This is a genomic window from Streptomyces sp. NPDC050997, assembly GCF_040660135.1.
GTDB lineage: Bacteria > Actinomycetota > Actinomycetes > Streptomycetales > Streptomycetaceae > Streptomyces.
In genome coordinates this window covers 332,619-359,217 of record NZ_JBFAGK010000008.1, presented here as the reverse complement: position 1 = coordinate 359,217, position 26,599 = coordinate 332,619, and the positions used below count along the sequence as shown (strand labels likewise).

The 26,599-nt window shown below is 70.5% G+C and carries 22 protein-coding genes; 13 read left to right on the top strand and 9 right to left on the bottom strand.

Going from position 1 to position 26,599, the window contains the following annotated elements; translation table 11 throughout:
* Window positions 1-158 precede the first annotated feature (158 nt).
* Window positions 159-353, top strand: coding sequence for a DUF397 domain-containing protein (locus AB0H86_RS21215; RefSeq protein WP_362440631.1), 195 nt, complete (start codon window positions 159-161; stop codon window positions 351-353).
* Window positions 354-533: 180 nt separating this feature from the next.
* On the opposite strand, the gene AB0H86_RS21210 is transcribed toward AB0H86_RS21215, so the two are convergent.
* From AB0H86_RS21210 to AB0H86_RS21200, 3 genes are all read right to left on the bottom strand, one after another.
* Window positions 534-1,385 carry a MerR family transcriptional regulator gene (locus tag AB0H86_RS21210; protein WP_362440628.1) on the bottom strand — a complete coding sequence of 284 codons (852 nt, stop codon included), beginning with the start codon at window positions 1,383-1,385 and terminating at the stop codon, window positions 534-536.
* A gap of 118 nt (window positions 1,386-1,503) precedes the next feature.
* On the bottom strand, window positions 1,504-2,022 hold the full coding sequence (locus AB0H86_RS21205) for a glutathione peroxidase (RefSeq protein WP_362440622.1): 519 nt from the start codon (window positions 2,020-2,022) through the stop codon (window positions 1,504-1,506).
* Window positions 2,023-2,155: 133 nt separating this feature from the next.
* Window positions 2,156-3,448: an ROK family protein gene (locus AB0H86_RS21200; RefSeq protein ID WP_362440619.1), complete on the bottom strand. Its 1,293-nt coding sequence runs from the start codon at window positions 3,446-3,448 to the stop codon at window positions 2,156-2,158.
* Window positions 3,449-3,800: 352 nt separating this feature from the next.
* Here AB0H86_RS21200 and AB0H86_RS21195 point away from each other — a divergent pair, with 352 nt between their 5' ends.
* Window positions 3,801-4,010 carry a hypothetical protein gene (locus AB0H86_RS21195; protein ID WP_362440616.1) on the top strand — a complete coding sequence of 70 codons (210 nt, stop codon included), beginning with the start codon at window positions 3,801-3,803 and terminating at the stop codon, window positions 4,008-4,010.
* Window positions 4,011-4,128: 118 nt separating this feature from the next.
* On the opposite strand, the gene AB0H86_RS21190 is transcribed toward AB0H86_RS21195, so the two are convergent.
* The 3 genes from AB0H86_RS21190 to AB0H86_RS21180 all read right to left on the bottom strand — a co-directional run bounded on the left by AB0H86_RS21190 (window position 4,129) and on the right by AB0H86_RS21180 (window position 7,425).
* Entirely contained in the window at window positions 4,129-4,983 is an 855-nt protein-coding gene (locus AB0H86_RS21190) for a carbohydrate ABC transporter permease (RefSeq protein ID WP_362440613.1), read from the bottom strand.
* A complete protein-coding gene (locus AB0H86_RS21185) occupies window positions 4,980-6,023 on the bottom strand; it encodes a sugar ABC transporter permease (protein ID WP_362440611.1) in 1,044 nt (347 codons plus the stop codon). Before AB0H86_RS21185 ends, AB0H86_RS21190 begins: the two co-directional genes overlap by 4 nt.
* Window positions 6,024-6,111: 88 nt before the next feature.
* Window positions 6,112-7,425, bottom strand: a complete 1,314-nt coding sequence (locus tag AB0H86_RS21180; protein ID WP_362440608.1) for an ABC transporter substrate-binding protein — start codon at window positions 7,423-7,425, stop codon at window positions 6,112-6,114.
* A gap of 648 nt (window positions 7,426-8,073) precedes the next feature.
* On the opposite strand from AB0H86_RS21180, the gene AB0H86_RS21175 reads away from it, so the two are divergent.
* Complete coding sequence (locus AB0H86_RS21175) at window positions 8,074-10,236, top strand: alpha-galactosidase (protein ID WP_362440605.1); 2,163 nt, start codon at window positions 8,074-8,076, stop codon at window positions 10,234-10,236.
* Between the two features lie 420 nt (window positions 10,237-10,656).
* Here AB0H86_RS21175 and AB0H86_RS21170 read toward each other — a convergent pair whose 3' ends face one another.
* Together AB0H86_RS21170 and AB0H86_RS21165 are read right to left on the bottom strand one after the other, a co-directional pair.
* Entirely contained in the window at window positions 10,657-11,934 is a 1,278-nt protein-coding gene (locus AB0H86_RS21170) for a M20 family metallo-hydrolase (protein WP_362440602.1), read from the bottom strand.
* A gap of 161 nt (window positions 11,935-12,095) precedes the next feature.
* Window positions 12,096-13,763 carry a thiamine pyrophosphate-dependent enzyme gene (locus AB0H86_RS21165; protein WP_362440599.1) on the bottom strand — a complete coding sequence of 556 codons (1,668 nt, stop codon included), beginning with the start codon at window positions 13,761-13,763 and terminating at the stop codon, window positions 12,096-12,098.
* 460 nt (window positions 13,764-14,223) lie between these two features.
* Between AB0H86_RS21165 and AB0H86_RS21160 the strand changes: the two genes are divergently transcribed.
* The 10 genes from AB0H86_RS21160 (at window position 14,224) to AB0H86_RS21115 (ending at window position 25,218) form a co-directional block, all read left to right on the top strand.
* A complete protein-coding gene (locus tag AB0H86_RS21160) occupies window positions 14,224-15,447 on the top strand; it encodes an MFS transporter (RefSeq protein ID WP_362440596.1) in 1,224 nt (407 codons plus the stop codon).
* On the top strand, window positions 15,444-15,845 hold the full coding sequence (locus tag AB0H86_RS21155) for a Rid family hydrolase (RefSeq protein WP_362440593.1): 402 nt from the start codon (window positions 15,444-15,446) through the stop codon (window positions 15,843-15,845). The genes AB0H86_RS21160 and AB0H86_RS21155 overlap by 4 nt, the downstream gene beginning before the upstream one ends.
* Before the next feature lie 2 nt (window positions 15,846-15,847).
* A complete protein-coding gene (locus AB0H86_RS21150; RefSeq protein ID WP_362440590.1) occupies window positions 15,848-16,492 on the top strand; it encodes an RraA family protein in 645 nt (214 codons plus the stop codon).
* 144 nt (window positions 16,493-16,636) lie between these two features.
* The gene (locus tag AB0H86_RS21145) at window positions 16,637-18,019 is read left to right on the top strand and encodes an NAD-dependent succinate-semialdehyde dehydrogenase (RefSeq protein ID WP_362440692.1); all 1,383 of its coding nucleotides are present in this window, start codon (window positions 16,637-16,639) and stop codon (window positions 18,017-18,019) included.
* Between the two features lie 106 nt (window positions 18,020-18,125).
* Window positions 18,126-19,310: a helix-turn-helix domain-containing protein gene (locus AB0H86_RS21140; protein ID WP_362440587.1), complete on the top strand. Its 1,185-nt coding sequence runs from the start codon at window positions 18,126-18,128 to the stop codon at window positions 19,308-19,310.
* 112 nt (window positions 19,311-19,422) lie between these two features.
* Window positions 19,423-20,379 (top strand): redoxin family protein, encoded by a 957-nt coding sequence (locus tag AB0H86_RS21135; RefSeq protein WP_362440584.1) that lies wholly within the window; start codon window positions 19,423-19,425, stop codon window positions 20,377-20,379.
* 370 nt (window positions 20,380-20,749) lie between these two features.
* Window positions 20,750-22,093: an aminomethyl transferase family protein gene (locus AB0H86_RS21130; RefSeq protein ID WP_362440581.1), complete on the top strand. Its 1,344-nt coding sequence runs from the start codon at window positions 20,750-20,752 to the stop codon at window positions 22,091-22,093.
* 155 nt (window positions 22,094-22,248) lie between these two features.
* The gene (locus AB0H86_RS21125; protein WP_362440578.1) at window positions 22,249-23,121 is read left to right on the top strand and encodes a methylenetetrahydrofolate reductase; all 873 of its coding nucleotides are present in this window, start codon (window positions 22,249-22,251) and stop codon (window positions 23,119-23,121) included.
* Window positions 23,118-24,098, top strand: coding sequence for a formyltetrahydrofolate deformylase (gene purU, locus AB0H86_RS21120; RefSeq protein ID WP_362440575.1), 981 nt, complete (start codon window positions 23,118-23,120; stop codon window positions 24,096-24,098). Before AB0H86_RS21125 ends, purU begins: the two co-directional genes overlap by 4 nt.
* 193 nt (window positions 24,099-24,291) lie before the next feature.
* Window positions 24,292-25,218, top strand: coding sequence for a LacI family DNA-binding transcriptional regulator (locus AB0H86_RS21115; RefSeq protein WP_362440572.1), 927 nt, complete (start codon window positions 24,292-24,294; stop codon window positions 25,216-25,218).
* Between the two features lie 96 nt (window positions 25,219-25,314).
* Here AB0H86_RS21115 and AB0H86_RS21110 read toward each other — a convergent pair whose 3' ends face one another.
* Window positions 25,315-26,310 (bottom strand): AsnC family transcriptional regulator, encoded by a 996-nt coding sequence (locus tag AB0H86_RS21110; protein ID WP_362440569.1) that lies wholly within the window; start codon window positions 26,308-26,310, stop codon window positions 25,315-25,317.
* Between the last annotated feature and the right edge of the window lie 289 nt (window positions 26,311-26,599).

The following is a 26,599-nucleotide window of genomic DNA, read 5'->3' as shown; positions in this document are numbered from 1 at the left end:
CCCGGCCCGGTCGCCTGGAAGACCCACCTGGAATATGCCACACGGAAGAGTGAACGACTGCTCCGAAAGGGGAGGGCGGCGAGTAGCGTCGATCACGTCAACGATCAGTAATGGTTGGCGGAAACCGAACAGTGCTACTGCCTAACGGAGCAAAGAACATGGCGATTCGCCTGGGTGCCACGGAAACGTGGCTGACGTCCTCGTACACGAACAACAACGGCGCCTGTGTGATGGTCAGGTCCACCACTGAGACCTCGTTGGACGTGGGGGACACCAAGGTCGGCCCCGACGGAGTCAAGGTGAGGTTCCCCGCGGACGCGTGGAACGCCTTCGTGGCCTCGGTCAAGGCGTAAGGGGGCGGTTCCTCCTGGCCCCGCTCCCGAGCCGAACGCGTCACCCACAACTACACAAGCACCATGCCACGGGCCCTCTCGACCAGATCGCCGTCCTTGCCGAGGGGGCTCGGCTCTGCCCGCCCCCGGCACGCGGCTGGCACCAGGGCGCCGTCCGACCGGTGATGGCCCAAGTCCCCCTCACCCCACGGGGAACGCCACGTCGCACACCGGGTCCTCAGGCCCCGACGCGTCCCAGTCCGCGAAGTACACCTCACGGCACGGCCCCGTCGGCCGCAGGCCCTGAGCCGTCATCCACTCCTCCACCGCCTCGAACGCGGCCAGGATCTGCGGATGGGCCACCTGCGCCTTGGTGATCCGGGTGTACGCCAGCCGCCCGGCCGGCTCCACCCGTACCGTCGCCTGCCAGGCCCGCCCCCGCCGCTCCGCCCACGCCCGGGCCGCCGCCTCGTCGGTCACCGGCACGCAGGACTCGGCGGGACCGTCGCTCTCCATCGACACCGCGGAGTGGTAGACGACGAACGGCGCCCCCGTCACACCCCCGCACTCCCGGGCCGCCTCCTCCAGCCGCCCGAGCGACGCGCCGATCCAGGCCGGCAGCTCATCGGCCAGCGTGTGCCGCTTCTCGGTGATCACCAGCTGGGCCGGCACGTCCACCGTCTCGACCACGAACTTCCCGTACATCTCGGAGCTCCTCCCCGACAGTCGTCCACGGAGGTATTCGACGAGCGTGCGCTGCCCGGCCACCCGGCTCTCGACGTCCGCCCAGTACGCGGCGAGCCGGTCCGCGGCCTGCGCCCCGTCCGCCCCGGCCACCTCGGCGACCCGGGCCAGCGGCATGTCGAGCTGCCGCAGCATCGCCACGAGCCGGGCGCGTTCCACCTGGCCCGCGCGGTAGTAGCGGTAGCCGCTGGCCTCGTCGACGTGCGCCGGGACCAGCAGTCCGAGCCGGTCGTACAGCCGCAGGGCCTTGGCCGAGAGGCGGGACCGAGCCGCGAACGCGCCGATGGTGAGCAGTTCTTCGTCGTCCACCGGATCATCCTCCGTCGCCGGGCGGCTCTTCCGCCCGGTGACGAGGACGCTCCGCCCTGCCCCAGGGGCAAGGTCAACAGGTGACGGGGCGGGTGCCTCTGGGGTCGGACAGGCTCGGCTAGCCGAGCGCCTTCTCCACGGCCGCCACCAGCTCCGCCGACTCCGGCTCGGTCTTCGGCGAGAAACGCGCCACGACCTCGCCGTCGCGGCCGATCAGGAACTTCTCGAAGTTCCAGCGGATGTCCCCGCTGTGCCCTTCGGAGTCGGCGAAGCCGATCAGGCGGTCGTAGAGCGGGTGCCGGCCCTCTCCGTTGACCTCGGCCTTCTCGGTCAGCGGGAAGGTCACGCCGTACGTCGCCGAGCAGAACTCGGCGATCTCCTCGGCGCTGCCGGGCTCCTGCCCGAGGAACTGGTTGCAGGGCACCCCGAGCACCGTGAAGCCACGCCCGGCGTACTGCTCCTGCAGCCGCTCAAGTCCGGTGTACTGCGGGGTCAGTCCGCACTTGGACGCCACGTTCACGACCAGCACGGCCTGGCCGGCGTACTGGGAGAGGTCCGCGGAACCGCCCTTGAGGGCGCCGATCTCGACGTCGAGGGGAGAGGAGGGGGAAACACCGTTGCTGTCTGCAGTCGTCATGCAGCGGATGCTAACGCCGTCCGGTGTCGTCCTTCCGGCCGGACCTTGACGCCCGCCCTGCTTCCCGACGTCGATCCGGCCCACGGGGCGTTCACGGACGCGGAGTCGGCGATCACGATCCCGGTTGTGGGACTCACCGGCCCCGGGCCGGAAGGAGGGTCGGCCGGGTTCGGAGCACCTCTTCCACGGAGGAGAGGGCGAAACGAACCGCGCCGGTGATCACGGCCTCGTCGCCCAGGTCCGACAGCCGCCACCGCGGCAGGTCGACGAGGAGGCTGCCGGCTTCCTGCTCGGTGGCGCTCAGGAGGATCTCCCCCGCCGGAAGCAGGACGGGATCGGCGAAGAGGCCGGTGCCGAGCACGACCAGGGCCGGGTCGAGCGCGAGCAGTACGGGGGCGATCCCCGCGGCCAGCCGCCGCCCGTACGAGGTGATGGCCGCGACTGCCTCCGGATCCCCCTCGGCGGCGGCGCGGACGAGGTCGGCACCCTGGTGACGGGCCGGGTCCGTCCGGTCCGGGGTGACGCCGTCCCCGACCAGGGGTTCGAGGCCGGGCCGCGACGAGGTGCTGCCGGGGAAGCGGATGAAGCCGATCTCACCGGCCGCGCCGCGGTGCCCGCGCAGCAGGCGGCCCCCGGTGATGACGCCGGCACCGAGGCGTTCACCGAGCAGGACGAAGACCATCTCGTCGGCCGAGCCGCCGACCCCGCGCCACTGCTCGCCGAGCGCGGCGAGGTTGGCGTCGTTCTCCACGGCGACCGGGCAGCCGAGGGCGTCGCGGAGGGTGGTGACAACGTCCGCCTCGGCCCAGCCCTTGAGGTTGTCGGCCTGCCGGATACGGGAGTTGCTCCGGTCCACCAGGCCGGGGGTGCCTATCGTCGCGGCCCACACCCGGGCGTCGGCTCCGGCGTGGTCGATGGCGCGCCGCACCACCGAGACGACGGCACGGGCGCGGGCCGGGCCGCCCAGGTCGGCGCGCACCGCCTTGCGTTCGACGGCCACCGCCCGGCCGTCGAGGTCGGCCAGACAAGCGCTCACCGACCGGGGCCGTACGTCCACGCCGACGACGAAGCCCGCGTGCGGGCGGAACCGGAACCGGCGGGCCGGGCGGCCGGGGGAGCGCTGTCCGCGGGCGGAGACGGCCGGGGCGACCTCGATGAGGCCGCAGTCGGTCAGTTCCTCGACGATCACCTCAACCGTGGGGCGGGAGAGCTTGGTCGCCTCGGCCAGGGTGGAGAGCCGGGGGTGCGGGTCCGTCGAGCGGACGGCGGCGAGGACGGCCGCGGCGTTCGTGGCACGCAGGTCCGCGACGCCCACCACCGCGGGCAGCCCGGGCCCGGGGGAGCTCGGCTCCGACGGCCCGCTGAGCGGCCACAGCGCCTGCGTGGCGGGAGCCGTGGACGGGGAGCGGTCCCTGGACGTGGCCAATGATCAACCTCCTGTGGAGTGGCACGCGGAGTGGCTCGACGGGGACCGGCGCGGGCCGCCCCGACGATAACAATCCAGCCATGAGTCCTTGACGCGGACCGGACTCGCTCTGATTATAAAACGCAACTGCTTTATCGAACTAGCGCACTGTCGCGGTTCGGCGGTACGGCGCTACCGCGCCGTCGAACCGCTGAGACACCGCCGCCCGCTGGACCCGCCGCGACCCCGGCCCGTCCACGCCGCCGTCCAACTTCTCGTGCCCTCTTCGCGCTTTCTTCGCGCTCTCCTCGCCGCCTCCGCCGCCGGCCCCGTCGTCGGCTCCCACTCTGTCCCGCCACGCCCGGGAGACCTCATGAGCCCCAGCCCGTCGTCCCTTTCGAGACGTACCTTCCTCACGGCCACCGGCGCGATCGGCGCCGCGGCACTCACCGCGTGCAGTGATCTGACCCCGGGCGCCTCGACGTCCGGCGCGAGCAGCGCCGCCCCCGTCTCCACGGCCGTACCGGTCGGCAAGAAGATCACGCTGGTGGTCGCCGACGCCGAGTTCAGGGTCGGGGTGTAGGTGATCGTCTTGGGCGAGCCGCCGTCGACGGTGGGGACGGTCAGCGCCGTGCCCACGAGGGCGGCGGTCACTGCCGCCGCGGGGTGGGTTGCCGCAGCGAAGAGAGCGGCGCCGACGGCTACTTGACGGCGCCGCTGGTGATGCCGGAGACGATGCGGCGCTGCGCGAGCACGAAGACGAGGACCATCGGCAGGCTCATCATCACGACGTAGGCGAAGATCAGGTGCCAGTTGTTGAGGTACAGCTGCGCGTTGGCGACCTGGTAGAGGTTGAGCGGCAGCGTGGCCTTGGCACCGCCGCCGAGGACGAAGAAGGCGTAGAAGATGTCGCTCCAGGCGAAGAGCATCACCATGATCGTCGCCGTGGCGATGACCGGCCGCAGCAGCGGCAGGATGATGCGCAGGAAGACCCGCATCGGCCCGGCGCCGTCCATCCGCGCGGCCTCCTCCAGTTCCTCGGGGAGGGCGCGGATGAACCCGGTCATGAAGAAGATCGAGGTGGACAGGTACATCCCGGCGTAGACGCCGATCATGCCGGGCCGGGTGCCGGCCAGTCCCAGCTGGCGCAGCTCCATGACGATGGTGATCACCGCGGGAGGGAGCAGCAGCCCGCTGATGCTCAGCGCGTACATGGCGTTGACCAGACGTCCCTTGCGGCGGGCGAACACCCAGGCGGCGCCGGCGCCGAGGAGCAGGACGATGACGACGGACGGCGCGACGACCAGGAGGCTGTTGACGAACCCCTGGACGATCTTGCCCTCGTCGAAGCTCTGCCGGTAGTTCGCGGCGGCCTGGACGTGGTGCGGCAGGGAGAGGTTGGGCTTGATGGCCTCCGCCTGGGGCTTGGCGGAGGTGACCGCCACCAGCCACAGCGGGATACCTATGGTCAGGGCGGCGATGAACAGGACGGCGACCGGTTGTACCCAGCGCAGGGAACGCCGGCGTGCGGGGGCGAACGCGGTGGCGGTGGTCATTGGTTGTTCTCCCTGCGACGCAGGCCGACGATGACGGGCACGGCGAGGACGACGACGATGAGGAACAGCACCAGGCTCATCGCCGACGCCTGCGCGTACAGCCCCTGGCCGAAGATGCGGAACATGTAGATGTTGAACACCTCGGTCTCGCTGCCGGGACCGCCCGCGGTGGTGGCCTGGACGATGTCGAAGGTGTTCATGGAGCCGATCAGCGCGGTGGTCACGTTGAACGTGACCGCGGGCGCGAGCAGCGGGAACCTGATCGACCAGAAGGTGCGCCAGGCACCGGCCCCGTCGATGCGGGCGGCCTCCAGCACGTCACCGGGCATGCTCTTCAGACCCGCCAGGTAGATCAACATGGCCAGGCCCATCCACTTCCAGCCGTGGATGAGGGTCACCACGACCAGCGTCCAGGTGGTCGAGCCGAGCCAGGGGGTGTCGACGTGGTGTCCCGCCAGGGAGGACAGCACGCTGTTCAGCGCCCCGTCCTGGGCGAGCAGGGCCCGGAAGAGGTAGCCGACGGCCAGCGCGGAGATCAGCACGGGGAGGAAGAAGACCGCGCGGAAGAAGCGGTTGAAGCGGGTGTCGCGTTCCAGTAGCAGGGCGAGGCCGAGACCGAAGCCGTTCTGGAATACGGCCACGAGGACCGCGTACTCCAGAGTGATGCGGATGTCCCGGGCCATCGACCCGTCCTGCAGGATGGTGCTGAAGTTCGACAGGCCCACGAAGCCGATCTTCGAGTGGAACGCCGACCAGTCGGTGAACGGGTAGACGAAGTTCAGCAGGTTCGGCAGCAGGAAGAACAGGCCGAACACGGCGAGCGCGGGCAGCGCGAACCACCAGGGCTGGTCGGCCTTGCCGCGGACGCGCTCGCGCCGGCCGCGCCGGCCGCGCCGGCCGCGCCGGGACGACCGCTCCCGGTCCTTCGCGGAGCCCTTCGCAGAGCCCTTCGCGGATTCCTTCGCGGCGTCCTCCGCATGGTCTTTCCGGTCTTTCGCACGCGTGGCGTCGATGGCGTCCATCGGGGCGGCGTCCACCACTTTCCTACCTCCGGTACGGGCCCCGGGCACGCCACCGACGGGCGACCCGGGAGACGGGCTGGCAAGGCGCCCCTGGGCGGGGCGTCGGTCAGAAACCGGAGACGCCGCGTGCCTTGAGGACCTGCTTGAACTGGTCCTCGGCAGCCTGGGCGACCTCGCGCGGGGTCTTCTTGCCGTAGATCATGTCGGCGAGGGCGAGGTGCATGTCCGGGGCGGTGAGCGCCTTGACCTGGAAGACGCCCTGGGCGGTGGACAGGGCCTCGGCCTGGGCGATGGCGGTCTGCGGCAGGCCCGCGGGGTTGGGCACGGACGGCTCGACGGACACGAGCTTGTTGGCCTTGATGTAGGCCGGGTAGTTGGGGCCGAGCCAGAAGGACATGAACTGCCGGGCGGCGTTCTGACGCTTGGCGTCGCCGGTGTTGAAGGCGACGACACCGTTGGTCTGGTCGGGGGAGTACTCGGCCTTGGCGGAGCTGTTGGCGATGGGGAACCAGCCGAGCTTCTTGTCCATCTCGGCCGTGCTGGAGGTGGCCTGGATCTCGGACTGGAGCGCGGTGACGTTCACCGCCATCGCGGCGGTGCCGTCCATGATCGCCTTGCCCTGGTCCACGAAGGTGGCCGTCTTGTAGTTCTGCTGCGCCAGGCCGCCGTCGAGGACCTTCGTCTTGTACGTGGTGATGGCCTCGACGATGGTCTTGTTGGTCCAACTGTCCTTGTTCTTGTTGAGGTTGTCCCAGAACGACTGCGGCAGGTCCGTCATCTGGGCCTGGACCTGCCACTGCAGGGGCCACTTGTCGCCGCCGACCTCGAAGAACGGGGCAACTGACGGGACCTTCGCCTTGATCGTCGCGGCGGCGGCGAGCATGTCGTCGTAGCTGGTGGGCATGGTGGTGATGCCCGCCTTCTTGAAGACGTCCTTGTTGTAGTAGACGCCGAGGACCGCGGGGCTGGTGACGATGGCCGCGTAACGGTGACCGTCGACCTGGCCGAGGCTCTTCTCCGTCTCGCCGAGCTTGGAGACCCAGTCCTCCTTGTCGAGCGGCAGCAGGTTCTTGGCCGGCTGGACGAACGGCAGGGTGCTGCCCGTGGGCTGCCAGAACATCAGGTCCGGCTTGACGCCCGAGGCGAGCTTGGTCGGGACGTTCGACTCGTACGGGTCCGGTATCACCTCAGTGGTGATCTTGGCTCCGGTGGCCTTCTCGAACGCGTCGATGGCCTGCTTGGGCTCCGAGACGCTGTTCTGTGCGACCCACATGGTGAGGCTGACGCCCTTGAGGGAGGCAGTCGGGTCGACCGAACCCTGGGGTGCGGCGGCCGTGGTGCCACCGGTGCTGTCGCTGCACGCGGTGGCGGTCAGCCCGAGGACACAGGCGACGGCAAGGACGGAAACGGCTCTTCTCATGGCGAGATCCTTGGTCGGACGGAGACGGGAGGCGGGGCGGCGCTACGGAGAGGGGCGGGGCTGCGGAGAGGGGCGGCGCTGCGGGGAGGGGCGGGGCTGCGGAGAGGGGCGGCGCTGCGGGGAGGGGCGGGGCTGCGGGGAGGGGCGGGGCTACGGAGAGGGGCGGGGCTGCGGAGAGGGGCGGCGCTGCGGGGAGGGGCGAGGCTGCGGGGAGGAGTGATGAGTGCGGAGGTGGGCGGCGACTGCGGGGGAGGCGCGACGAGTGCGGTGGTTGGCGATGGCGGCGGGGAGGCGCCATGGCTGCGGCGGGGAAGCGGCCGGCGGATTCGGCGAGCGCGGGCGTAGTCCGGCCCGGCTCATGGGTCTCGTGGCCCCGAGCCTGCCGCGTGAGTGAGATCGCGGATGCTCGGGGCCTTCTGTTGCCCCTGCCGGGGGCCGCCGTGGCTGCCGGAGCTTGTGTGACCGGTCACATACATGCGAGGATTGTGAGCGGTCACAACGTGGGCGTCAAGAGACCGGTAACCGCGGCTTCACTCTGCGACCACATTCGTCGGCGCGGCACGGATCCCTTCCGCCGAGCGTGCAGCTCCAGCTCGGCGCTTACACGAGACACGCAGGACCTGAACCGTCCCAGAAGGGGAAATTGCGTTGACCAGTGCCGTAGGAACAGTCGAGAGGTCCGGTATCTGGGCACACCAGGCGCTCGGGCTGCACGCCGTCGTGGACGCCGCCGGTTCGGTGCGGCTGGGAGCGCCCGGCCAGGACTGGGCCCGTCTGGTGCCCCTCGTCGAGGTCACCGTCACCGGTCACGGGCGCATGTGGTCGGGGGAGCGCTTCATCGAGACGGTCGTCGGCGACCGCCTGGCCTACCGCAGCCACGAGACGGTCCAGGACGGAAGCCTGGAGCGTACGACGATCCGGCTGGCGGACCCGGTGACCGGGCTGGCCGCCGAGGTCACCCTGGAGGCGAGGCCCGGCGCGGGTTTCCTGCGTGCGCGCGTACGTCTGGTCAACGAGGGCGGCACTCCGCTCCGGCTGGAGAGCGTGACGACCCTGACCCTCGGCGGCATCTCCGACGCCGACGGCGGCCTCGACGGCCTGACCCTGCACTGGGCGGACAACGACTGGCTCGCCGAGTGCCGCTGGCGCCAGGCCGCGTTCCGCGACCGGATCGTCCCGCTGAGCCGGTCCGCCCACGGCCACGAGGGACGCGGCTGCTTCGAGCGCTACTCGCAGGGCAGTTGGTCCACCGGCCGCCATCTCCCCGTCGCCGCGCTCACCGACTCGGAGGGCGGCGCCTGGCTCTGGCAGATCGAGTCCAGCGCGGGCTGGCGCTTCGAGACCGGCGAACGCGAGGGCGCGGCCTACGTCGCCCTGTTCGGCCCCGACGACGTCCACCACCAGTGGCACCACACCCTCGCCCCCGGCGAGGAGTTCCACACCGTCCCCGCCGTGCTCGTCCGCGCCGAGTCCGGCGGCCTGGACGCCGCCTTCGGGACCCTCACGGACTACCGCCGGAGCATCCGCCGCGACCACCCCGACCACCGCACACTCCCGGTGATCTACAACGACTACATGAACACCCTCATGGGTGACCCCACCACCGAACGGCTCCTGCCCCTCATCGAGGCGGCGGGGACGGCCGGCGCCGAGATCTTCGTCATCGACGCGGGCTGGTACGACGACGACGCACAGGGCTGGTGGGACGCCGTCGGCGCCTGGGATGCCGCCCCCAACCGCTTTCCCGGTGGCATACGGGAGGTCCTGGACGCCATCGGACGGCACGGCATGACCCCGGGCCTCTGGCTCGAACCCGAAGTCGTCGGCGTACGCAGCCCGTTGGCCCACACCCTGCCGCCCGAGGCGTTCTTCCAACGCGGCGGCCTGCGCGTCACGGAACACGGGCGGCACCATCTGGACCTGCGGCACCCGGCCGCACGCGCCCACCTCGACGCGGTCGTGGACCGGCTGGTCGGCGAGTGGGGCGTCGGGTATCTGAAGCTCGACTACAACATCAACATCGGGGCGGGTACGGAGGGCGTTGCCGGCGCGGAGGGTGGCGTCGGCACGGCGAGCGGCGTCGGAAGCGCGGGCGCGGGCCTGCTCGGACACCACCGCGCCCACCTCGACTGGATGAACTCACTCCTCGACCGCTACCCCCACCTCGTCCTGGAGAACTGCGGTTCGGGCGGCCTGCGCATGGACTACGCCCAGTTGGCGGTGGCCCAACTGCAGTCCACCAGCGACCAGCAGGACCCCCTGCGCTACCCGCCCATCGCCGCCGCGGCCGCCACCGCGGCGACACCGGAGCAGGCCGCCGTGTGGGCCTACCCGCAGCCGGACCAGAGCCTCGACGAGATCGCCTTCACCCTCACCGGCGCACTGCTCGGACGCGTCCACCTCTCCGGTTTCCTCAACCTCATGAGCGACGAACAGTTCGGCCTCGTCCGCTCGGCGATCTCCGTCTACAAGGACATCCGGCCGCAGATCAGCGACGCGCACCCGTTCTGGCCGCTGGGCCTGCCTTCCTGGGAGGACACCTGGATCGCTCACGGACTGCGGGGTCAGGAGTCCACCTTCCTGATGATCTGGAGGCGGGACCTGGGCCTGAGCCCCGGCGGGCCCGCCGACACCACCCGCACGCTCACCGTCCCGCACCTGCGCGGCACATCCGTTCACCCCACGGTGCTCCAACCCACGACCGCCGACACCTCCGCGGAGTGGAACCCGGCCGACGGAAACCTCACCGTCTCCCTGCCACGCGCCAACACCGCCGTCCTCCTCCGGCTGAGCACCGGTTCGCCGGACTGACTCCCTGGCCGGCCAGGCCTCGGTCGTCGGGCGGGCCCGGCCCGCAGGGTGCCCGAGGCCCACACACCGCGGTCGGCGCCGACGGGGTAACCCAGTGCCCGGAACGTGTGGCCCCATACGCCGGTCCCGTCGACCAGCGGCACGGGCCGCGCGTGTTCGACCGCCGTCTCCAGCCGCAGCAGCGCCACGTCCAGCCCGCCGTGCCGCCACGACCGCGCGTGCCCTCGGACGGCCGTCCAGCAACGGGAAGTCGAGATCCACCGCCCCGGAGGCCCTCAACGCCCCGAGCTGAGCAAACGCCCTGAGCTGAGCACCCCCACCCACAGGGGAATCCAGGAACCCCAGGTCCTGAGACCTGGGGTTCTCAGAGCTCGCGGGTGCGGGGCGCCGACCGCACCGGATGCCGATTCCTCGGCACAGTCACCGTGTGGCGTCCAGAGCACCCGACATGAGCCGGCCGACCACCTCGGTCAGCAGATCGGTGCCCGCGCTGATGTCCTGGTCGTTCGTGAACTCGCCCTCGTTGTGGGAGATTCCCTCGATGCTGGGCACGAACAGCATGATCGAGGGCGCGACATCCTTCATGTTCACGGAGTCGTGTCCCGCGATGGTCATCATGGTCTGGTGGCTGAGCCCCAGCTCGTCGGCTGCCTGGGCCGCGAGCTTGACGCCGGCCGCCGGGAACGACGCCACGCCCCAACCGTGTGTCTGAACCTGCTCGATGGTGACCGACGCACGCCCCTCGATGCCGGGGATCGACTCGGCCAGCTTCTTGGCCGCCGAGTCGAGAAGCGCTTCGTCGGGCGAACGCAGATCGACGTGCATGCGCACCTCGCGCGCGACCACCACGGGAGAGTTGGGCTCGATGGTCATCTCGCTCACCGAGGTGTGCAGCGGCGTGTCCGTGCTCTGCTCGGCCAGTTCGCGCACCGCCACGACGAGGAGCGAGGCGCCGAACAGGGCGTCGCGTCGGTCCGCCATGATCGTCGATCCGGTGTGCGACTGCTCGCCGCGGACCACGACCTGGTACTTGCGTGCCGCCCAGGTGGCATCCACCAGGCCGACAGTGATCCCCTTGTTCTCCAGGTCGCGGCCCTGTTCGATGTGGATCTCGGCGTACGCTGCCACGTCCGGCCCGGGGTAGTCGCCGATCGTTCCGATCTCGCGGAGAGCGGCTTCGACCGTGGTGCCCGCGGGATCGGTCGTCGTGAGGGCGGTCCGGGCCGGCAGCTTCCCCGTGAACACCGAGCTGCCCATCATGCTCGGCTTGAACCGGGAGCCTTCCTCGTTGAACCAGTTGACCACGGCCACGTTGTACTTCGGAGAAGCCTCCGAGACGCTGCACCGTTCCACGGCCCGGTGGGCGGCGTGGGCTGAGGCGAGCACTCCGTACGCTCCGTCGTAGCGGCCGCCGAGCGGCTGGCTGTCCAGGTGCGAGCCGGTGAGGACGTACGGGGCTCCGGGCGTGACGGTGAAGAGACCGAACTGGTTGCCGACACCGTCGTAGTGCACGTCGGCGCCGCGGGCGGTGAGCCACTGGTGGAGCCAGGCACGCTGTTCCGCGTCGGCGGGGGTGGCAGCCTGGCGGTCGACCCCGCCGCCGGGTGTGGCACCGAACGCCGAGAGGGTCGCGAAGTCCTCCAGCAGGGTGATGTCGTGTGCAGCCGGAGCAGTGGAAATGGTGTCGGGGTTGCTCATGATCACGTCCTGTCGGTTTGCGGGTGGGGTGCGGGAACGCGTTTGTGGCCGGCTCAGGACCGGTGGTCAGGACCAGTGGTCAGGACCGGTGGTCAGGGGCGAGACGTTGCAGAGCGGCGGCCGCGGTCCAGCCGTGCTCATCGAGCGGGCGGCTTCGCGGCTCAGCCGGCGGTCGCCGGAGCGCGGACCACGGGATCCTGGATCAGGTGCAGCACCGCCGGGAGCCCGCTCGCGCGGGCACGCCGGAACGCCTCGCGGAAGTCGCGATGCGAGGTCACGGTCTCGCCGTACGCACCGTACGAGCGGGCCCACGCCGCGAAGTCCGGGTTGGTCAGCTGGGTGCCCGACGGGCGGCCCGGGTAGGCGCCCTCCTGATGCTCCCGGATCGTCGCGTAGCAGCCGTTGTCGACCACCAGGGCGACGAAGACGGCTCCGTGTCCCACCGCGGTGGCGATCTCCTGACCGTTCATCAGGAAGCAGCCGTCGCCCGCCACGGACACGACCTCGCGGCCGGGGAAGGCCAGCGAGGCGGCGACGGCGGCCGGTATGCCCATGCCCATGGCGCCGTTGCGGGGCGCGACAAGGGAGGCCGGGGCTCGGTGCGGAAGGTAACGGGCCGGCCAGAGGGCGTGGTTGCCGGCGCCGTAGGTGATGACGGCGTCGGGGGTGAGCTCCTCCCGCAGCACACTCATGACCGCGGTGAGGTCGACGTGGGCGTCATCGTCCGAGGCCGGCTCGGGCGCGGGAGTGGTGAAGCGGGCGTGGGCCTCCCCGGCGGCCCTGAACCACGCGACGTCCGCGTCCGGCGACGCGGGCGTGGTGACCAGGTCGAGGACGAAGGACGGCGCGTGGGCCGAGACGAACTGGTCGATACGGCCGCTGTGGCCCTGTGCGTCGCCGGGGAGGACGAGCACCGTCTCCGAGTCGAGGCCACGGGTGTATCCGTCGCTGAGCACGTCGCCGCGCGGAGCGCCGAGGAAGACCGTGAGGTCCGACTCGTCCAGCAGCCGGGCCGCGTGGTCGCCGCGGCCGTATCCGAGTGAGCCGACGTAGGCGCCGTTGTCCTCGAGGTCGTGGGGGACGGCGTCGTAGGCGCGGAAGTCGGCGAGGACGGGGATCGAGTGCCGCGTCGCCCAGCGCATGAGTTCCTGGCCGCTCTCCGCGGTCCACCCCTCGCCTCCTACGACGACCAGGGGCCGCCGCGCCCGTTCGAACCGGCGTACCAGCTCCTTCAGCTCCGCCTCGGCGGCGCGGGGCCGGGGTACGGCGAGCGGCCGGACCTTGCCGGAGGGGCCCGCGGGCAGGGTGAGGACATCCTCGGGAAGACCGATCACCACGGGACCCGGCCGACCACTGCGCGCCACGTGCATGCTCTCCGCGACGACACGGGCGGCGGCGGTGGGGTCGTCCAGCATGACGACCTTCTTCGCCGTGCTGCCGAACCATCCGCTGAGGTCGAACTCCTGGAACGCTTCCCGGCCGCGGTCGGGCACCGGGACCAGTCCGACGAAGAGGAGCATCGGGGTCGCGTCCTGGTACGCGGTGTGTACGGCGATGAAGGCGTTCGCGGCGCCCGGACCCCGGGTGACCATCGCCACCCCGGGCAGCCCGGTCAGCCTGCCCTCCGCCAGCGCCATGAAGCCCGCACCGCCCTCGTGCCGGGTCACCACGGTCGAGACCGGCGAGTCGTGCAGGCCGTCGAGAACGTCGAGGAAGGACTCACCGGGAACGCCGTACACCCGCCGTACGCCTTCGCGCTCCAGCTGCGCGACGATGAGATGGCCGGCGGAGAGGGGGCGCGCGGAGGGTTCGGGTACGACGTTCACCATCGGGGTCTGTCCTTCTCTCGAGGCCGAGGTTGCCCGGCCAGTGTTCCTTTCGAGGCGGCCGGAAACACGGGGCAAAGGCCCCCGGATGCGGGCGCCCCGATGTGCAGATGAACAGAGGTGGGCGTGGGGCCCAGGTACGTAACACGAAGTTTTCATCCAAGCTTCGCGGTGCGACGTGGCGCATTGGTCATCTGCACAGTCACCGGGCCCTGGCGGTGTGCTTCTGCTTCTTGTGGTCGGTGAAGTCGTCGATGCACGGTTGGCCGACCGGACGGCGCCCCCACACCACCCAGACGCTTCCTCTGCTCAGACCGGAGTCCCCATGACCGCTCCCGCTTCCCCACCGACCCCCGGCAGCCGGCTCGACGCGACGAAGATGCGCAGGATCTCCCTGGCCAGCATGATCGGCACCACGGTCGAGTGGTAGGACCTGTTCCTGTTCGGCACGGCGTCCGCGCTGGTGTTCGGCAAGGTGTTCTTCCCCGAGTTCGACGGGGCCGTCGGCACGATCCTGTCGTTCCTGACGTTCGCCTCCGCCTACCTGGCGCGCATGGTGGGCGCCGTACTCTTCGGCCACTTCGGAGACCGGCTCGGCCGCAAGTCCATGCTGCTGATCTCCCTGACGGCGATGGGCGTGGCCACCTTCGCCATCGGCTTCGTCCCCGGCTACGACGCCATCGGCGTGGCCGCGCCCCTCCTGCTGCTCGGCCTTCGGGTGGTGCAGGGCCTCGCACTGGGGGGCGAGTGGGGCGGTGCCGTACTGATGACCGTCGAGCACGCACCGGACGACCGGCGCGGATTCTTCGGTTCCATGGTCCAGATCGGCGTACCGATCGGGACGATGCTCGCCAACGGGGCGTTCCTGCTGGTGGCCTCCACCACGAGCAACGACGCGCTGTACTCGTGGGGCTGGCGGATCCCCTTCCTGGCCTCGGCGATCCTCGTCGGGATCGGCTTCTACATCCGGCTCCACATCGAGGAGACGCCGTCCTTCCAGGCGGTCCGGCAGGAGGGCGTCAAGGCCAAGATCCCGTTCTTCGCCCTGATGCGCCGGTACTGGCGCCAGGTGCTGCTGGGCGGCGTCGCGACGCTGTCCACGGGGTCGACCTTCACCCTGATGGTGGCCTCCGGCGTGAGCTACGGGACAGGCGACCTCGGGCACTCGAAGAACCTGATGCTGTGGGCGGTCATGGTGTCCTGCGGTGTCGCCTTCCTGGCCATCCCGTACTTCGGCCGGCTCTCCGACCGTGTTGGCCGCAAGCCCGTCATCTACGCGGGCATCGCGGCGGAGGCGGTACTCGCCTTCCCGTTCTTCTGGCTGCTGGACACCGGATCGGCGCCCCTGGTCTTCGTGGCCTACGCCCTGATGATGATCGCCTTCTCCGCCAACTACGGACCCATCGCGACCTTCCTCGCCGAGCTCTTCGGCACCCGGGTGCGGTACTCGGGCCTCTCGGTCGCCTACATGCTGTCGGGCCTGCTGGGATCCGCGGCGACGCCGGCCATCACCGCGTGGCTCCTGACGGCGACCGGCAACAGCTCCTCGATCGCCTGGTACGTGCTCGGCGCGGCGACCCTGTCCCTGCTGGCCCTGCTCCTGCTCGCCGAGACCCGGTTCGGGGACATCGACGAGCCGGGCCTGGCCTCCCAGCCGTCCGGGCGCCCGATCGGGGCGGTCGCATGAGTAACAGCGTCAGCGGGATCACGCGGATCGACTCGGCGCCGGGCGTCCCGGCCGCGGTCGGCCCCTACGTCCAGGCGACGTCCGCAGGCGGCTTCGTCTTCACCACCGGCCAGATACCCGCCGCCCCGGGACAGTCGACCGGCACCTTCGAGGACGACGTGCACGCGACGCTGCGCAACCTCGAAGCCGTGCTCCACGCGGCGGGCTCCGACCTCGACCACATCCTCAAGGTCAACACCTACCTCAGCTCACCGGACCAGCTCGCGCCCTACAACGAGGCGTACGAGAGGTTCTTCGCCGACCGTCGCCCGGCGCGGACGACGGTGTGCGTGGGACTGTGGGGCGTGTCCCTGGAGATCGAGTGCGTCGCGGTGGTCAGGACAGAGGCGGAGCGGTGAGCGTGACGGCCCCGGACCAGGGCGACCTCGTACACACGGCGCTGCTGGAGCGTCTCGAGCGAGTCGACCTCCCGACCCTCGGCCATCTGCTCGAAGAGGGCTTCGTCGACCCGGCCGTACGGCGGCTGGGGCAGCCGCGGCGGATGGCCGGTACGGCCGCCACCCTCGCCCTGGACGCCCCGGACGCCACCGCGCTCAACCACGCGCTCGTCGCACTGCGCCCCGGTGAGGTGCTGGTCGTCGACATGGGCGGCGACCACACCCACGCGCCGATCGGCGCCGTCACGATCGCGGCGGCGCGAGCACGGGGGGCGGCGGGCATCGTCGTCGACGGAGTGGTGACCGACGTGGACATGCTCACGGATCCGCACTTCGGACTGCCGGTCCACGCCCGGGGTACCAGTTGCCTGACCACCAAGCGACTGGACGGCCGGGGCGGGCGGCATCAGGTGCCCGTGGACATCGGCGGTGTCCGCGTCGCCCCGGGGGACCTCGTCCTCGGCGACGCCAACGGCGTGATCGCCCTGCCGCCGGCCGCGCTGGCCGCCGTAGTGCACCAGGCGGAACTGTCGGACGCGGCCGAGCCGGAACTCCTACGGCGGATCCGGGCGGGCGAGGACCTGCGGACGCTCCTCCACCTCGGCTGACCGGTCGTCCGCGCTGACCGATCACCAGTCCACGACCCGAAGCCGCGAAGGAAGAAGCACGTGACGGAACACGAGACGGCACACGAGACGGAAATCAAGGCGGAGAACGAGACGGCACACGTGACGGCACACGAGACGGAACACGTGACGGAATACAAGATCGTCGACCCCGCCACGAACAGCCTCGTGCGGCGCTATCCGACGTCGGACGACGCCGCGATCGACCGCGCGATCGCGGCCGCCGCGGAGGAGTTCGCCGACTGGCGGCGACGCCCGATCAAGGAGCGGGCCGACGCCGTCCTCGCCGTGTCCCGGGAGTTCGAGAACCGGCGAGAGGAACTGGCCGCGATCATCACCCGCGAGATGGGCAAGACCACCCGCGAGGCCCTGGGGGAGGTGGACCTGTCGGCGGCGATCTTCGCGTACTACGCGGAACACGGCCCCGCCTTCGCCGAGGACCAGCGGCTCGACATCCGCGGCGGCGACGACGTGGTCGTCCGGTCCGAGCCGCTCGGCGCACTGCTCGGCGTCATGCCCTGGAACTACCCCTACTACCAGGTCGCCCGCTTCGTGGCACCCAACCTCGTCCTCGGCAACACCGTCATCCTCAAGCACGCGCCGAGCTGCCCCGAGTCGGCGCAGGCGATCGAGGACATCATGAGGGCGGCCGGACTGCCGGCCGGCGCGTACGTCAACGTGTACGCCACCAACGAGCAGGTTGCCCGCGTCATCGCGGACCGGCGGGTCCAGGGCGTGTCGCTCACGGGTTCGGAGCGTGCCGGGCGCGCGGTGGGCGAGGTCGCGGGCCGCCACCTCAAGAAGTACGTCCTCGAACTCGGCGGCTCCGACCCCTTCATCGTCCTCCCCGACGCCGACCTGGAGGCCGCCGTCAGCGCGGCCGTCCAGGGCCGGATGGGCAACGCGGGCCAGGCGTGCACCGCCTCGAAGCGGTTCATCGTGGTCGACCCTCTCTACGACCGCTTCCTCGACGCCTTCACCGACGCGGTGCGAGCCCTGACCGTCGGAGACCCCACCGACGACGGCGTCTCCTTCGGGCCCCTCTCCTCCGAGGAAGCCGCCCGAAAGGTGATCGCGCAGGTGAGCGACGCGGTGGAGCAGGGCGCGACGGCGGTGACCGGAGGCACGCGGCCCGCCCGCGAGGGCGCCTTCGTCGAACCGACCGTCCTCACCGGTGTCGCCCCCGGCATGCGCGCGTACCAGGAGGAGATCTTCGGCCCGGTCGCGGTCGTCCACCGCGTCCCCGACACCGCGACGGCGATCCGCCTCGCCAACGACACCCCGTACGGCCTCGGCAGCGTCGTGTTCGGCCGCGACATCCCGGCCGCGAAGGCGGTCGCCGACGCCCTCGACGTCGGCATGGTCTCGATCAACGGCCCCTCCGACACACAGGAGGACCTCCCCTTCGGCGGAGTCAAGCTCTCCGGCGTGGGGCGGGAGCTGGGGGCGTACGGAATGAGCGAGTTCGTCAACCGGAAGGTCATACGCGTACGCGGACACGCTCGCTGACTCCGCTCGAAGCCGAAGCGTGACACGATGCCGCAGCCTGGACAGCGAGGTGGAGGACCGGCCCCCTCCGTTGATGCCAGGTGAGGACGAGGCCACGATGGAGCACATGCACACGCCGCACTCGTCGCTGCCCCTGCCGGACCCTCATGTCATCGCCCTGGCGCGCCAGTGCCTGGAGGAGATCGACAGTCTGGTCGACGAGTGGGTCGAGTACGTGGGTCCGGTCCGCGCCTCCTACTCGGACCTGGTCTCCCCGCAGGAGTTCCGCGACACCGCCTGGCAGGCGTTCGAGGTTCTGTTGCGCACCGTCGCCCAGTTGCCGGTGCCGGAACACATCGCATGCGTCTCCGAGCGGGTCGGCGAACAGCGCGCCCGGCAGGGCGTTCCGCTGGACGCGCTGCTGCAAGCCGCTCGCGTGGACTTCCGGGTCGTCTGGGCCGCCCTGGTGCGGCGCGCGGGTGACGAGGGCAGGGCGCAGTTGGTCACCTCCGCCTACTACGTGTGGGAGGCGGTCGAGCGTCACGTCACCGGCATCATGACCGCCTATCAGCGCACCGTGCTGGAGATGGGGCGGCGGACGGAGGAGGAGCGGCGTCTGTGGTTCAGTCGGCTCCTGGACAGCGACGGCCACAATCCCACCGTGGTGCAGGACGCCGCGCGGGCTCTCGGGTTCCAGGTGTCCGGGCCGTTCCTGTCCGCGGTCGCGCCCGGGGGCGGCGAAGCGTCGCTGCGTGGAGTCGCGAACGCACTCCGCGGCCTCGGTGCCCCGCTGCAGCAGCAGGCGGTCGCCTCGGACATGGTCCTGGTCGTTCAGTTGGGCCCTCGACTGTCCCGAGAAGCGGTGCTGACACAGCTTCAGGGGACGCCGTGCGGTGTCTCCTCGGTGGTGACCGGGCTGACCGAGGTGCCCCGCGCGGTGGCGCTGGCGACCGCCACGGCCCGGGTGCTGCCGCGCGACGCCACGGAACCGCATCGGCTGGAGGACAGCTGGCTCGACGTCCTGGTCCACCGGGCCGAGGACCTCGGCCGAGATCTGGCGGCCGACGTGTTCGGCGGGCTGCACGCGGGAGTTCCCCCGGCGGAGGCGGACCGGCTGCTGGAAACCGTCCAGGTGCACCTGTCGGGCAGCGGATCCGTCGCCGACACGGCCGCCGCCCTGTACTGCCACCGCAACACGATCCAACAGCGCCTCAACCGCTTCGCCGAACTCACCGGCCGCGACCCCAGACGCCCCGAGGACGCGGCCTTGGTGGTTCTGGCACTCAGCGCGCATCGCCTGCAACAGATGTGATGCCCTGTACCGGTTCGCGTACCGCGAACGACCTGCCCGCGCAGGCGGGAGCCTCGCCGCGACTTGACCTTGCCCTCGGGGGCAAGGTTTAGCGTTCTTCGAGGTGAGAGGCATGCAGATCAGTGAGCTGGCCCGCCGGGCGGGCGTGACAACGAAAGCGGTGCGCTACTACGAATCGCTGGGCCTGCTCACGCCCGAGCGACTGGCCAACGGCTACCGGGACTACAACGAGCACCACGTACGACTCACGCAGGAGATCCGGACGCTGGGCAGTCTCGGAATTCCTGTCGAGCGCACCCGCCCGTTCCTGGAGTGCCTCACGGCCGGCCATCGACACGCCGACGACTGTCCGGCGTCGCTGGCCGGTTACCGGGACGCGATCGACGAGCTCACTCAGCGGATCGAGGGACTCACCGCCCGTCGGACGCTACTGGTCGCGCACCTGCGACAGGCCGCTCACCGCGGCAGCCGGGTCTCACCGGCCGACGAAGGAGAGGACCTGATGACTGACTACACGAGCATGCCCGCCGACCTGCCCGTCCCCGAGGATGACGGCGCGGCCGCTCATCTGCCCGGCACGAAGGTGCCGCCCTTGGTACTCCAGGGCACCGGCGGCACGGCCGTCCGCCTCGACGCGCTCGGCGTGGGCCGCACGGTGATCTACGTCTACCCCCTCACCGGACGCCCGGGCATCGACCTGCCCGACGGCTGGGACTCGATCCCCGGGGCGCGCGGCTGCACCCCTGAGTCATGCGGGTTCCGTGATCACCACCAGGATCTTCTCGCCGCCGGCGCGGACGGCGTGTTCGGCCTCTCCAGCCAGGAGACCGACTACCAGCGCGAGGTCGTCGGGCGGCTCAACCTGCCGTTCCAGATGCTCTCCGACCCCGCACACAGCCTGGGACAGGAACTCGGCCTGCCCACGTTCGAGACCAGCGGGCTGACGCTGTACAAGCGGCTGACCCTGATCATCCGCGACGGCGTGATCGAGCACGTTTTCTATCCGATCTTCCCCCCGGACGAACACGCCGCCCAGGTCCTGACCTGGCTCCGGGACAACCCCCTGTAGAGGTCGACGTTCAGCGCCTGCTGTCACCGGGCGCGAGCAGACGATCGCCTCCGGCGAGGGGGTGGATGTAGCGCCGTACGTTCCCAGGCTTCCACTCATCGGTCGCAGGCGCGTTCTGCGTTCGCGTGCACGACGTCCGCGCGAGCCTCGACATAGGCGGTGCACATGGCCACCGCCTATGTCGAGCGCGTCGATCGCACGTAATGAATGCGAACCCAGCGCCTCGCCTGAGTGAGACCGCTCTGCTAGCTTCGCTAGATCGTTTTAGTGCCGTCGATCCATCGACGGATCATGCGCCATGGCCTGCCGCTGGCCTGCACTAGATCGATTTAGCTCTCTCGGGACAGACAGCTACGAAAAAGGAGCCGCAATGGCAACCCCCTCCCTTCAGGACGGCATCGAGAAGGCCGGTTCGCCGATGAAGCTGCTGTGGCGGCCGAACGCCGAGCCGTGGACCCCCGAGGTTGTCGAGCGCGAGTACGCGGGCTGGCGTCAGGAGCAGGCCGCGTGGCACGAGGGCGTGGCCCTGCTCAACCTCTCGCACCACATGTACGACATGTGGATCGAGGGCCCGGACGCGACGCGGGTGCTCGCCGACCACGGTGCCAACAACTTCGAGAAGTTCGCCATCGGCCAGGCCAAGCAGTACGTGCCGGTCACCCGCAGCGGCAAGATCGTCACCGACGGGATCCTCGCCCGCGAGGGCGAGAACAAGTACCTGCTCAGTGGCGTCCCCGCGGCGCAGCACTGGGTGCGGTACCACGCGGAGAAGGGCGGCTATGACGTCGGCTTCGTCACCGACCCCTCGTCCGCCTTCCGGCCCGGCGGCGGTGACCCGAAGCTGTTCCGGTACCAGATCCAGGGCCCGCTGGCCGCGGAACTGGTCGAGCGTGCCTTCGGCGGGCCGCTGCCGGAGACCAAGTTCTTCCACTCCAGCGCGGTCACCCTGGACGGCCGCCCCCTCCGTGCCCTGCGCCACGGCATGGCGGGCCAGGCCGGGTTCGAGTTCATCGGCCCCTGGGAGCACGCGGCGTACGTCCACGAGACGTTCCTCAAGGTCGGCGAGCCGCTCGGCCTGATCCAGGTCGGCGCCCTGGCCTACACCACGCCCAGCGTGGAGAGCGGCTGGATCCCCTCGCCGGTGCCCGGCATCTACACCGACCCCGAACTGCTCGACTACCGGCGGCACTTGGCCCTGTTCGGCATCGAGGGCAAGCGCCCGCTGAACGGCAGCTTCTTCTCCGAGGACATCGAGGACTACTACGTCTCCCCGTACGAACTCGGCTACGGAAAGATGATCTCCTTCAACCACGACTTCGTGGGCCGGGACGCCCTGGAGAAGGCCAAGGGCGAGGTACGCCGCACCAAGGTCACCCTCGTCCTCGACCCCGATGACGTGCGCAGGGTCATCGGCGAGGGCCAGGACCCCGGCTTCGTGCTCACCTACGCCCGCCACCGCGTGGAGACCGCCGCCGGTCTGGTCGGCGTCACGATGCAGAGCGCGTCGATCGACCCGGTGGGCACCGTTCTGGCGCAGACCCTGATCGACTCCGAGTATGCCGCCGCGGGCACCGGGGTGACGGTGGTCTGGGGCGAGCACCCCGGTTCCGGCACCCACCCCGAGGCCGACCTCGGCTTCCCCCGCATCCGTGCCACCGTCCAGCCTTCCCCGTTCAACGAGCACGCGCGCACCTTCTACCGCCGCGACCGCTGACGCGACCACCTGCCTGGCACCGCTCCGGCCCCACGGGCCTGCGACGCGTGCCGCGCCCCCGCGTCGCCGCGTCGCCGGCCCGTCGCACCGCCACGGCGGTGCGACGGGGGCTTGGAGGGCTGGGCCCCGCAGACGAGAAAGTGAGAGGAAAGACGATGAATCCCGCGAGCACGGCACGAACAGCCGTCGGTACATCGCTCCTTGAGGACTTCTCCCTGGAGATGACCGGAAAGGACATCCCCAAACTGGAAGAAGCCCGCGACACCATTCCCCAGGGCACCCGCATCAATGTCACCTTCCTCGGCAACGAGGATCTGCCGATGCGGCTGGCGGCGGCCCGCGCGGTCAAGCGGCTCGGCTTCGTGCCCGTGCCGCACATATCCGCCCGGCGCCTCGGCTCGCGCGCCGACTTCGAGCGGTTCCTGGCCGGTCTGCGGGCCGACGGCACGTCCGACGACGTGTTCCTCGTCGGCGGAGACCCGGCACACCCCGAGGGCCCCTATGCGGACTCCCTGTCCCTGATCGACACGGGGCTGCTGCAGGAGTACGGCGTTCGGCATGTCGGCATCACCGGATACCCGGAAGGCCACCCGGCGATCGACGGCGAATCGCTCTGGTCCGCACTGCGGGACAAACACAGGGCGCTCGCCGTCCAGCCCCTGGAGGGCGGTGTCATCACGCAGTTCGGGTTCGACGTCGACCGGGTGCTCACCTGGGTGGAAAAGGTCCGCGGCCAGGGCATCGGCCTCCCGATCAGGATCGGTGTGCCCGGGCCTGCCGGAGTGCGCCGGCTCATGTCGTACGCGGCCCGCTTCGGCGTCGGTACCAGCGCGTCCGTCGTCAAGAAATACGGGTTCTCGCTGACCAACCTCATGGGCACCGCGGGACCGGACCGTTTCCTGCGCGACCTCGCCGCGGCCCACGACCCCGCCCGGCACGGCGACCTGAAGATCCACTTCTATACGTTCGGCGGGCTCAAGGCCACCTCCGACTGGGCCGCCCGCTTCCGGAAGGAAAGCCTCGCATGACCCTCACGCACGACGCCCCGGCCCGCCCCGCGACGGGAAAGCCCCCCGCCCAGCAGGCGTCGCTCATCGTGCAGGGTGCCGACGCCACGGGCATCGTCGCGGCCGTGACGTCGGTCCTCGGTGGCCACGGAGCGAACATCGTCTCCCTCGACCAGTACTCCGACAATCCACAGGGCGGCGCCTTCTTCCAGCGCACCGTGTTCGGCCTGGACACTCTCCAGGCGGCGATGCCCGCGCTGCGGGCCGAACTCGACAAGCGCCTGGTGGAGGGGTTCGGGCTGAGCTACACGCTTCGGGACATGTCGGTGCCCAAGCGGGTCGCGATCTTCGCGTCCAAGTCCGACCACTGTCTGCTCGACCTGCTCTGGCGCCACCGGCAGGGCCAACTCCCTGTCACCGTCGCCATGGTGATCTCCAATCACCCCGACGTGGCCGAGGAGGTGCGCGGCTTCGGCATCCCGTTCTTCCACGTCCCCTGCCAGGGCCCGGACAAGTCCGCCGCCGAGGCGGAACACCTGCGGTTGCTGAGGGGCAACGTCGACTTCGTCGTCCTGGCCCGCTACATGCAGATCCTCTCCGGCGACTTCATCGAGGACGTCGGCGTCCCGTTCATCAACATCCACCACTCCTTCCTGCCGGCCTTCATCGGCGCGGGGCCGTACGCCAAGGCCAAGGAGCGGGGCGTGAAGCTGGTCGGCGCCACCGCCCACTACGTCACCGAGGACCTCGACGAGGGGCCGATCATCGAGCAGGACGTCGTCCGCGTCACCCACGCCCAGACCGCCGCCGACCTCTCCCGCCGAGGCGCCGACGTGGAACGCGCGGTGCTCTCCCGCGCCGTGCTGTGGCACGCCGAGGACCGGGTCATCCGCGACGGCAACCACACCATCGTCTTCGCCTGCCGGAGGACTGTTCTCCGGCACGCAGAACCGCCCGGTGCAGGGACGAAACGGTCTTGTCGTGCGCCATCCCTGTGACCGAGCCGTCCGGCCGCGACGACCGGCGGCCGGCCCGGTCCCGGCGCCGTACAGCCGCGGTCACGCGTCAAGGAACGGGAACACGCGTAGGCTGGTCCCTTGCGCTTAATCGTTCTAGGGTTCGGACACCACTTCTGGTGACGCCGCTCGTGGGCGGGGCGTGCCCCGTCCGACGGAGAGGGAGTATGCCGATATGGGCCGTTCCGGCCGGGTGACATTGAGCGACGTGGCCGAGGCGTCCGGCGTGTCGCGGGCGACGGTGAGCTTCGTGCTGAACGACGACCCACGGCAGACGATCTCCGGCGCGACCCGGGAACGGGTCCTGGAAGCGGCCCGCGACCTGGGCTACGTCCCGCACGGGATCGCCCGCGCGTTGCGCGAAGGGTCGTCGCGCATCGTCGTGCTCAACGTGGACTGGGGCGTCGAGGGCAACTTCTCCCGCAGCTACGTCCGGGGCCTGGACGAGGAATTGGCCCAGCACGACCACGTCCTTCTCGTCCGGCACGGACACGCCGCGCCCGAGGCCACGCAGAAGATCCTCGACACCATCGCGCCGCGGGCGGTGTTCAGGCTCGGCGAGGTCTACATGCGGGGCCACGGGCCCATCGAAGAGGACTGGGACAACGGGTTCGCCGCCAACGCCGCCCTGCAGATCGGCTACCTCGCCGAACGGGGGCACCTCCGGATCGCGATCGCCATGCCCGACCATGACTTCCCGCTCACCGAGGCTCGCCTCGGATTCGCCCGGGAAGCCGCCCGGCGCCTGGGGCTTCCGCCCCTGGAACGCCTCGTCGTGCCACGGCCACGGGAGGCCGGCGCGGCCGCCGTCGAGACGTTTCTGGCAGCACACCCGGACGTAACCGCCCTGGCCGCCTTCGACGACGACATCGCCCTGCGTAGCCTGACCGCCCTGCACGACCTCAGGGTGCGCGTGCCCGAGGACATGGCGGTGATGGGCTTCGACGAGACCGAGTACGGCTCCCTGTCCACGCCCGCGCTCACCACCGTCCACATCGACGCCGAAGTCCTCGGGCGGCTCGCCGCCCGAGGCGCCCTCGGTATCGACACGGAGGGCCTGGCCCCCGTGCCAGGCCGGATCGTGGTCCGCGCGTCGGTGTGACCGTAGCGCCATGTCGCGAACAGGCCATGGGGGAGGCGGTGTTGGGTCCAGCCCGGAATCCGCAGTGGCCGACCGCGGGCCGGCGCGAAGCCGGGTCTACGCGAGCGTGGGATGGACCAGGCGGCCGTGGGAGATGAGGGAGGCGGCCTGCTTGAGGCGGCGGACCCTGATGCTGACCCCGTAGCCGTCGATGCCGGGAATGGCGGCGAGGCGGGTGGTCAGGTAGCGGTAGAAGTCCTCGGCGTCGCGGCAGACGACGATGGCCATCACGTTGTGGTCGCCACTGGTGGCTCCGGCGAAGGCGACTTCGTCGTGGCGGGCGATCTCGTTTCCGGTGCGCTCCAGATGGGTTGGGGCGACGCGCAGCCAGAGGGTGGCGTTGAGGTGGCGGCCGAGGCGTTCCGGAATCAGGTCGACGTCGTAGGAGAGCGTGCCGGACGTCTCCAAGGCCTCCAGCCGACGACCTACGCGGCCTTTGGACCAGCCGGTGAGGTCGGCGAGCTGAGTGTGGGTGGTGCGGCCGTCCTCGGCGAGGGCGTCGAGGAGTGGGGCGTCCTCGGTGGTGGGGGTCAGGAGAGGCCCGGTCGGTGCGGGGGGCCGGCCGCTGATGAGCCGTTGTTCCTGCTCGGCCGTGAGGTGGCCGCCGTAGCCGGTCCAGCCGGCTGCGCCAGGACTGCCGAACGGATGGACGAGCAGGTCGATGCTCACGTCGAGCACGGAAGCGGACTTGGGCAACTGGCGCAGCAGCATGTCATCGCGCTGGGCCTGGAGCGGTGACCGGATGATGCAGATGATCTCCGAGCCGCCCGAGGCGATGCTGGCGTAGGCGATGTCGGGCCGCCGGGTGAGAGCGTCGGCGAGCGGGCCGACTCGGTCGGGGCGGCATCGGATACGAGCGACCCATTGCGCCTCTCCGTACACGGCGGGGTTGACCAGACCCACGACGCGCATCACCCCGCTGCGGCGAAGCGCGTGGTAACGGCGGGCCGCGGTCTGCTCCGAAACCCCGGTCACGTCGCCGATGAGCCGGAACGGAGCGCGCGGGGCGTACTGCAGCGCGCGGAGGATTTGCATGTCGACGTCGTCAGCCACGGTGGAAGTGTGTCACTGAGCGGTGTGCCATAGCGGTTTCTCATCGACTCAGGCCGTTTCTTTGTCGATACTGCACTGCTCCGTCGATGCTGGTGTGCGGGTTCGTCCGAAGACAGGCCCCGAAGGACAGGCCCCGAATGTCAGGCCTCGAAGGGCAGGCCCCGAAGAACAGGCTCCGAAAGGCAAGCAGAGCCTCCCGGCCCGAACCTCATGTGCGGGACGGCGCCGGTGCGCGGTTCGCGGCCGCCGAGGAACCGGCACTTGGCCGGACCGAACCTCACCAGATGTC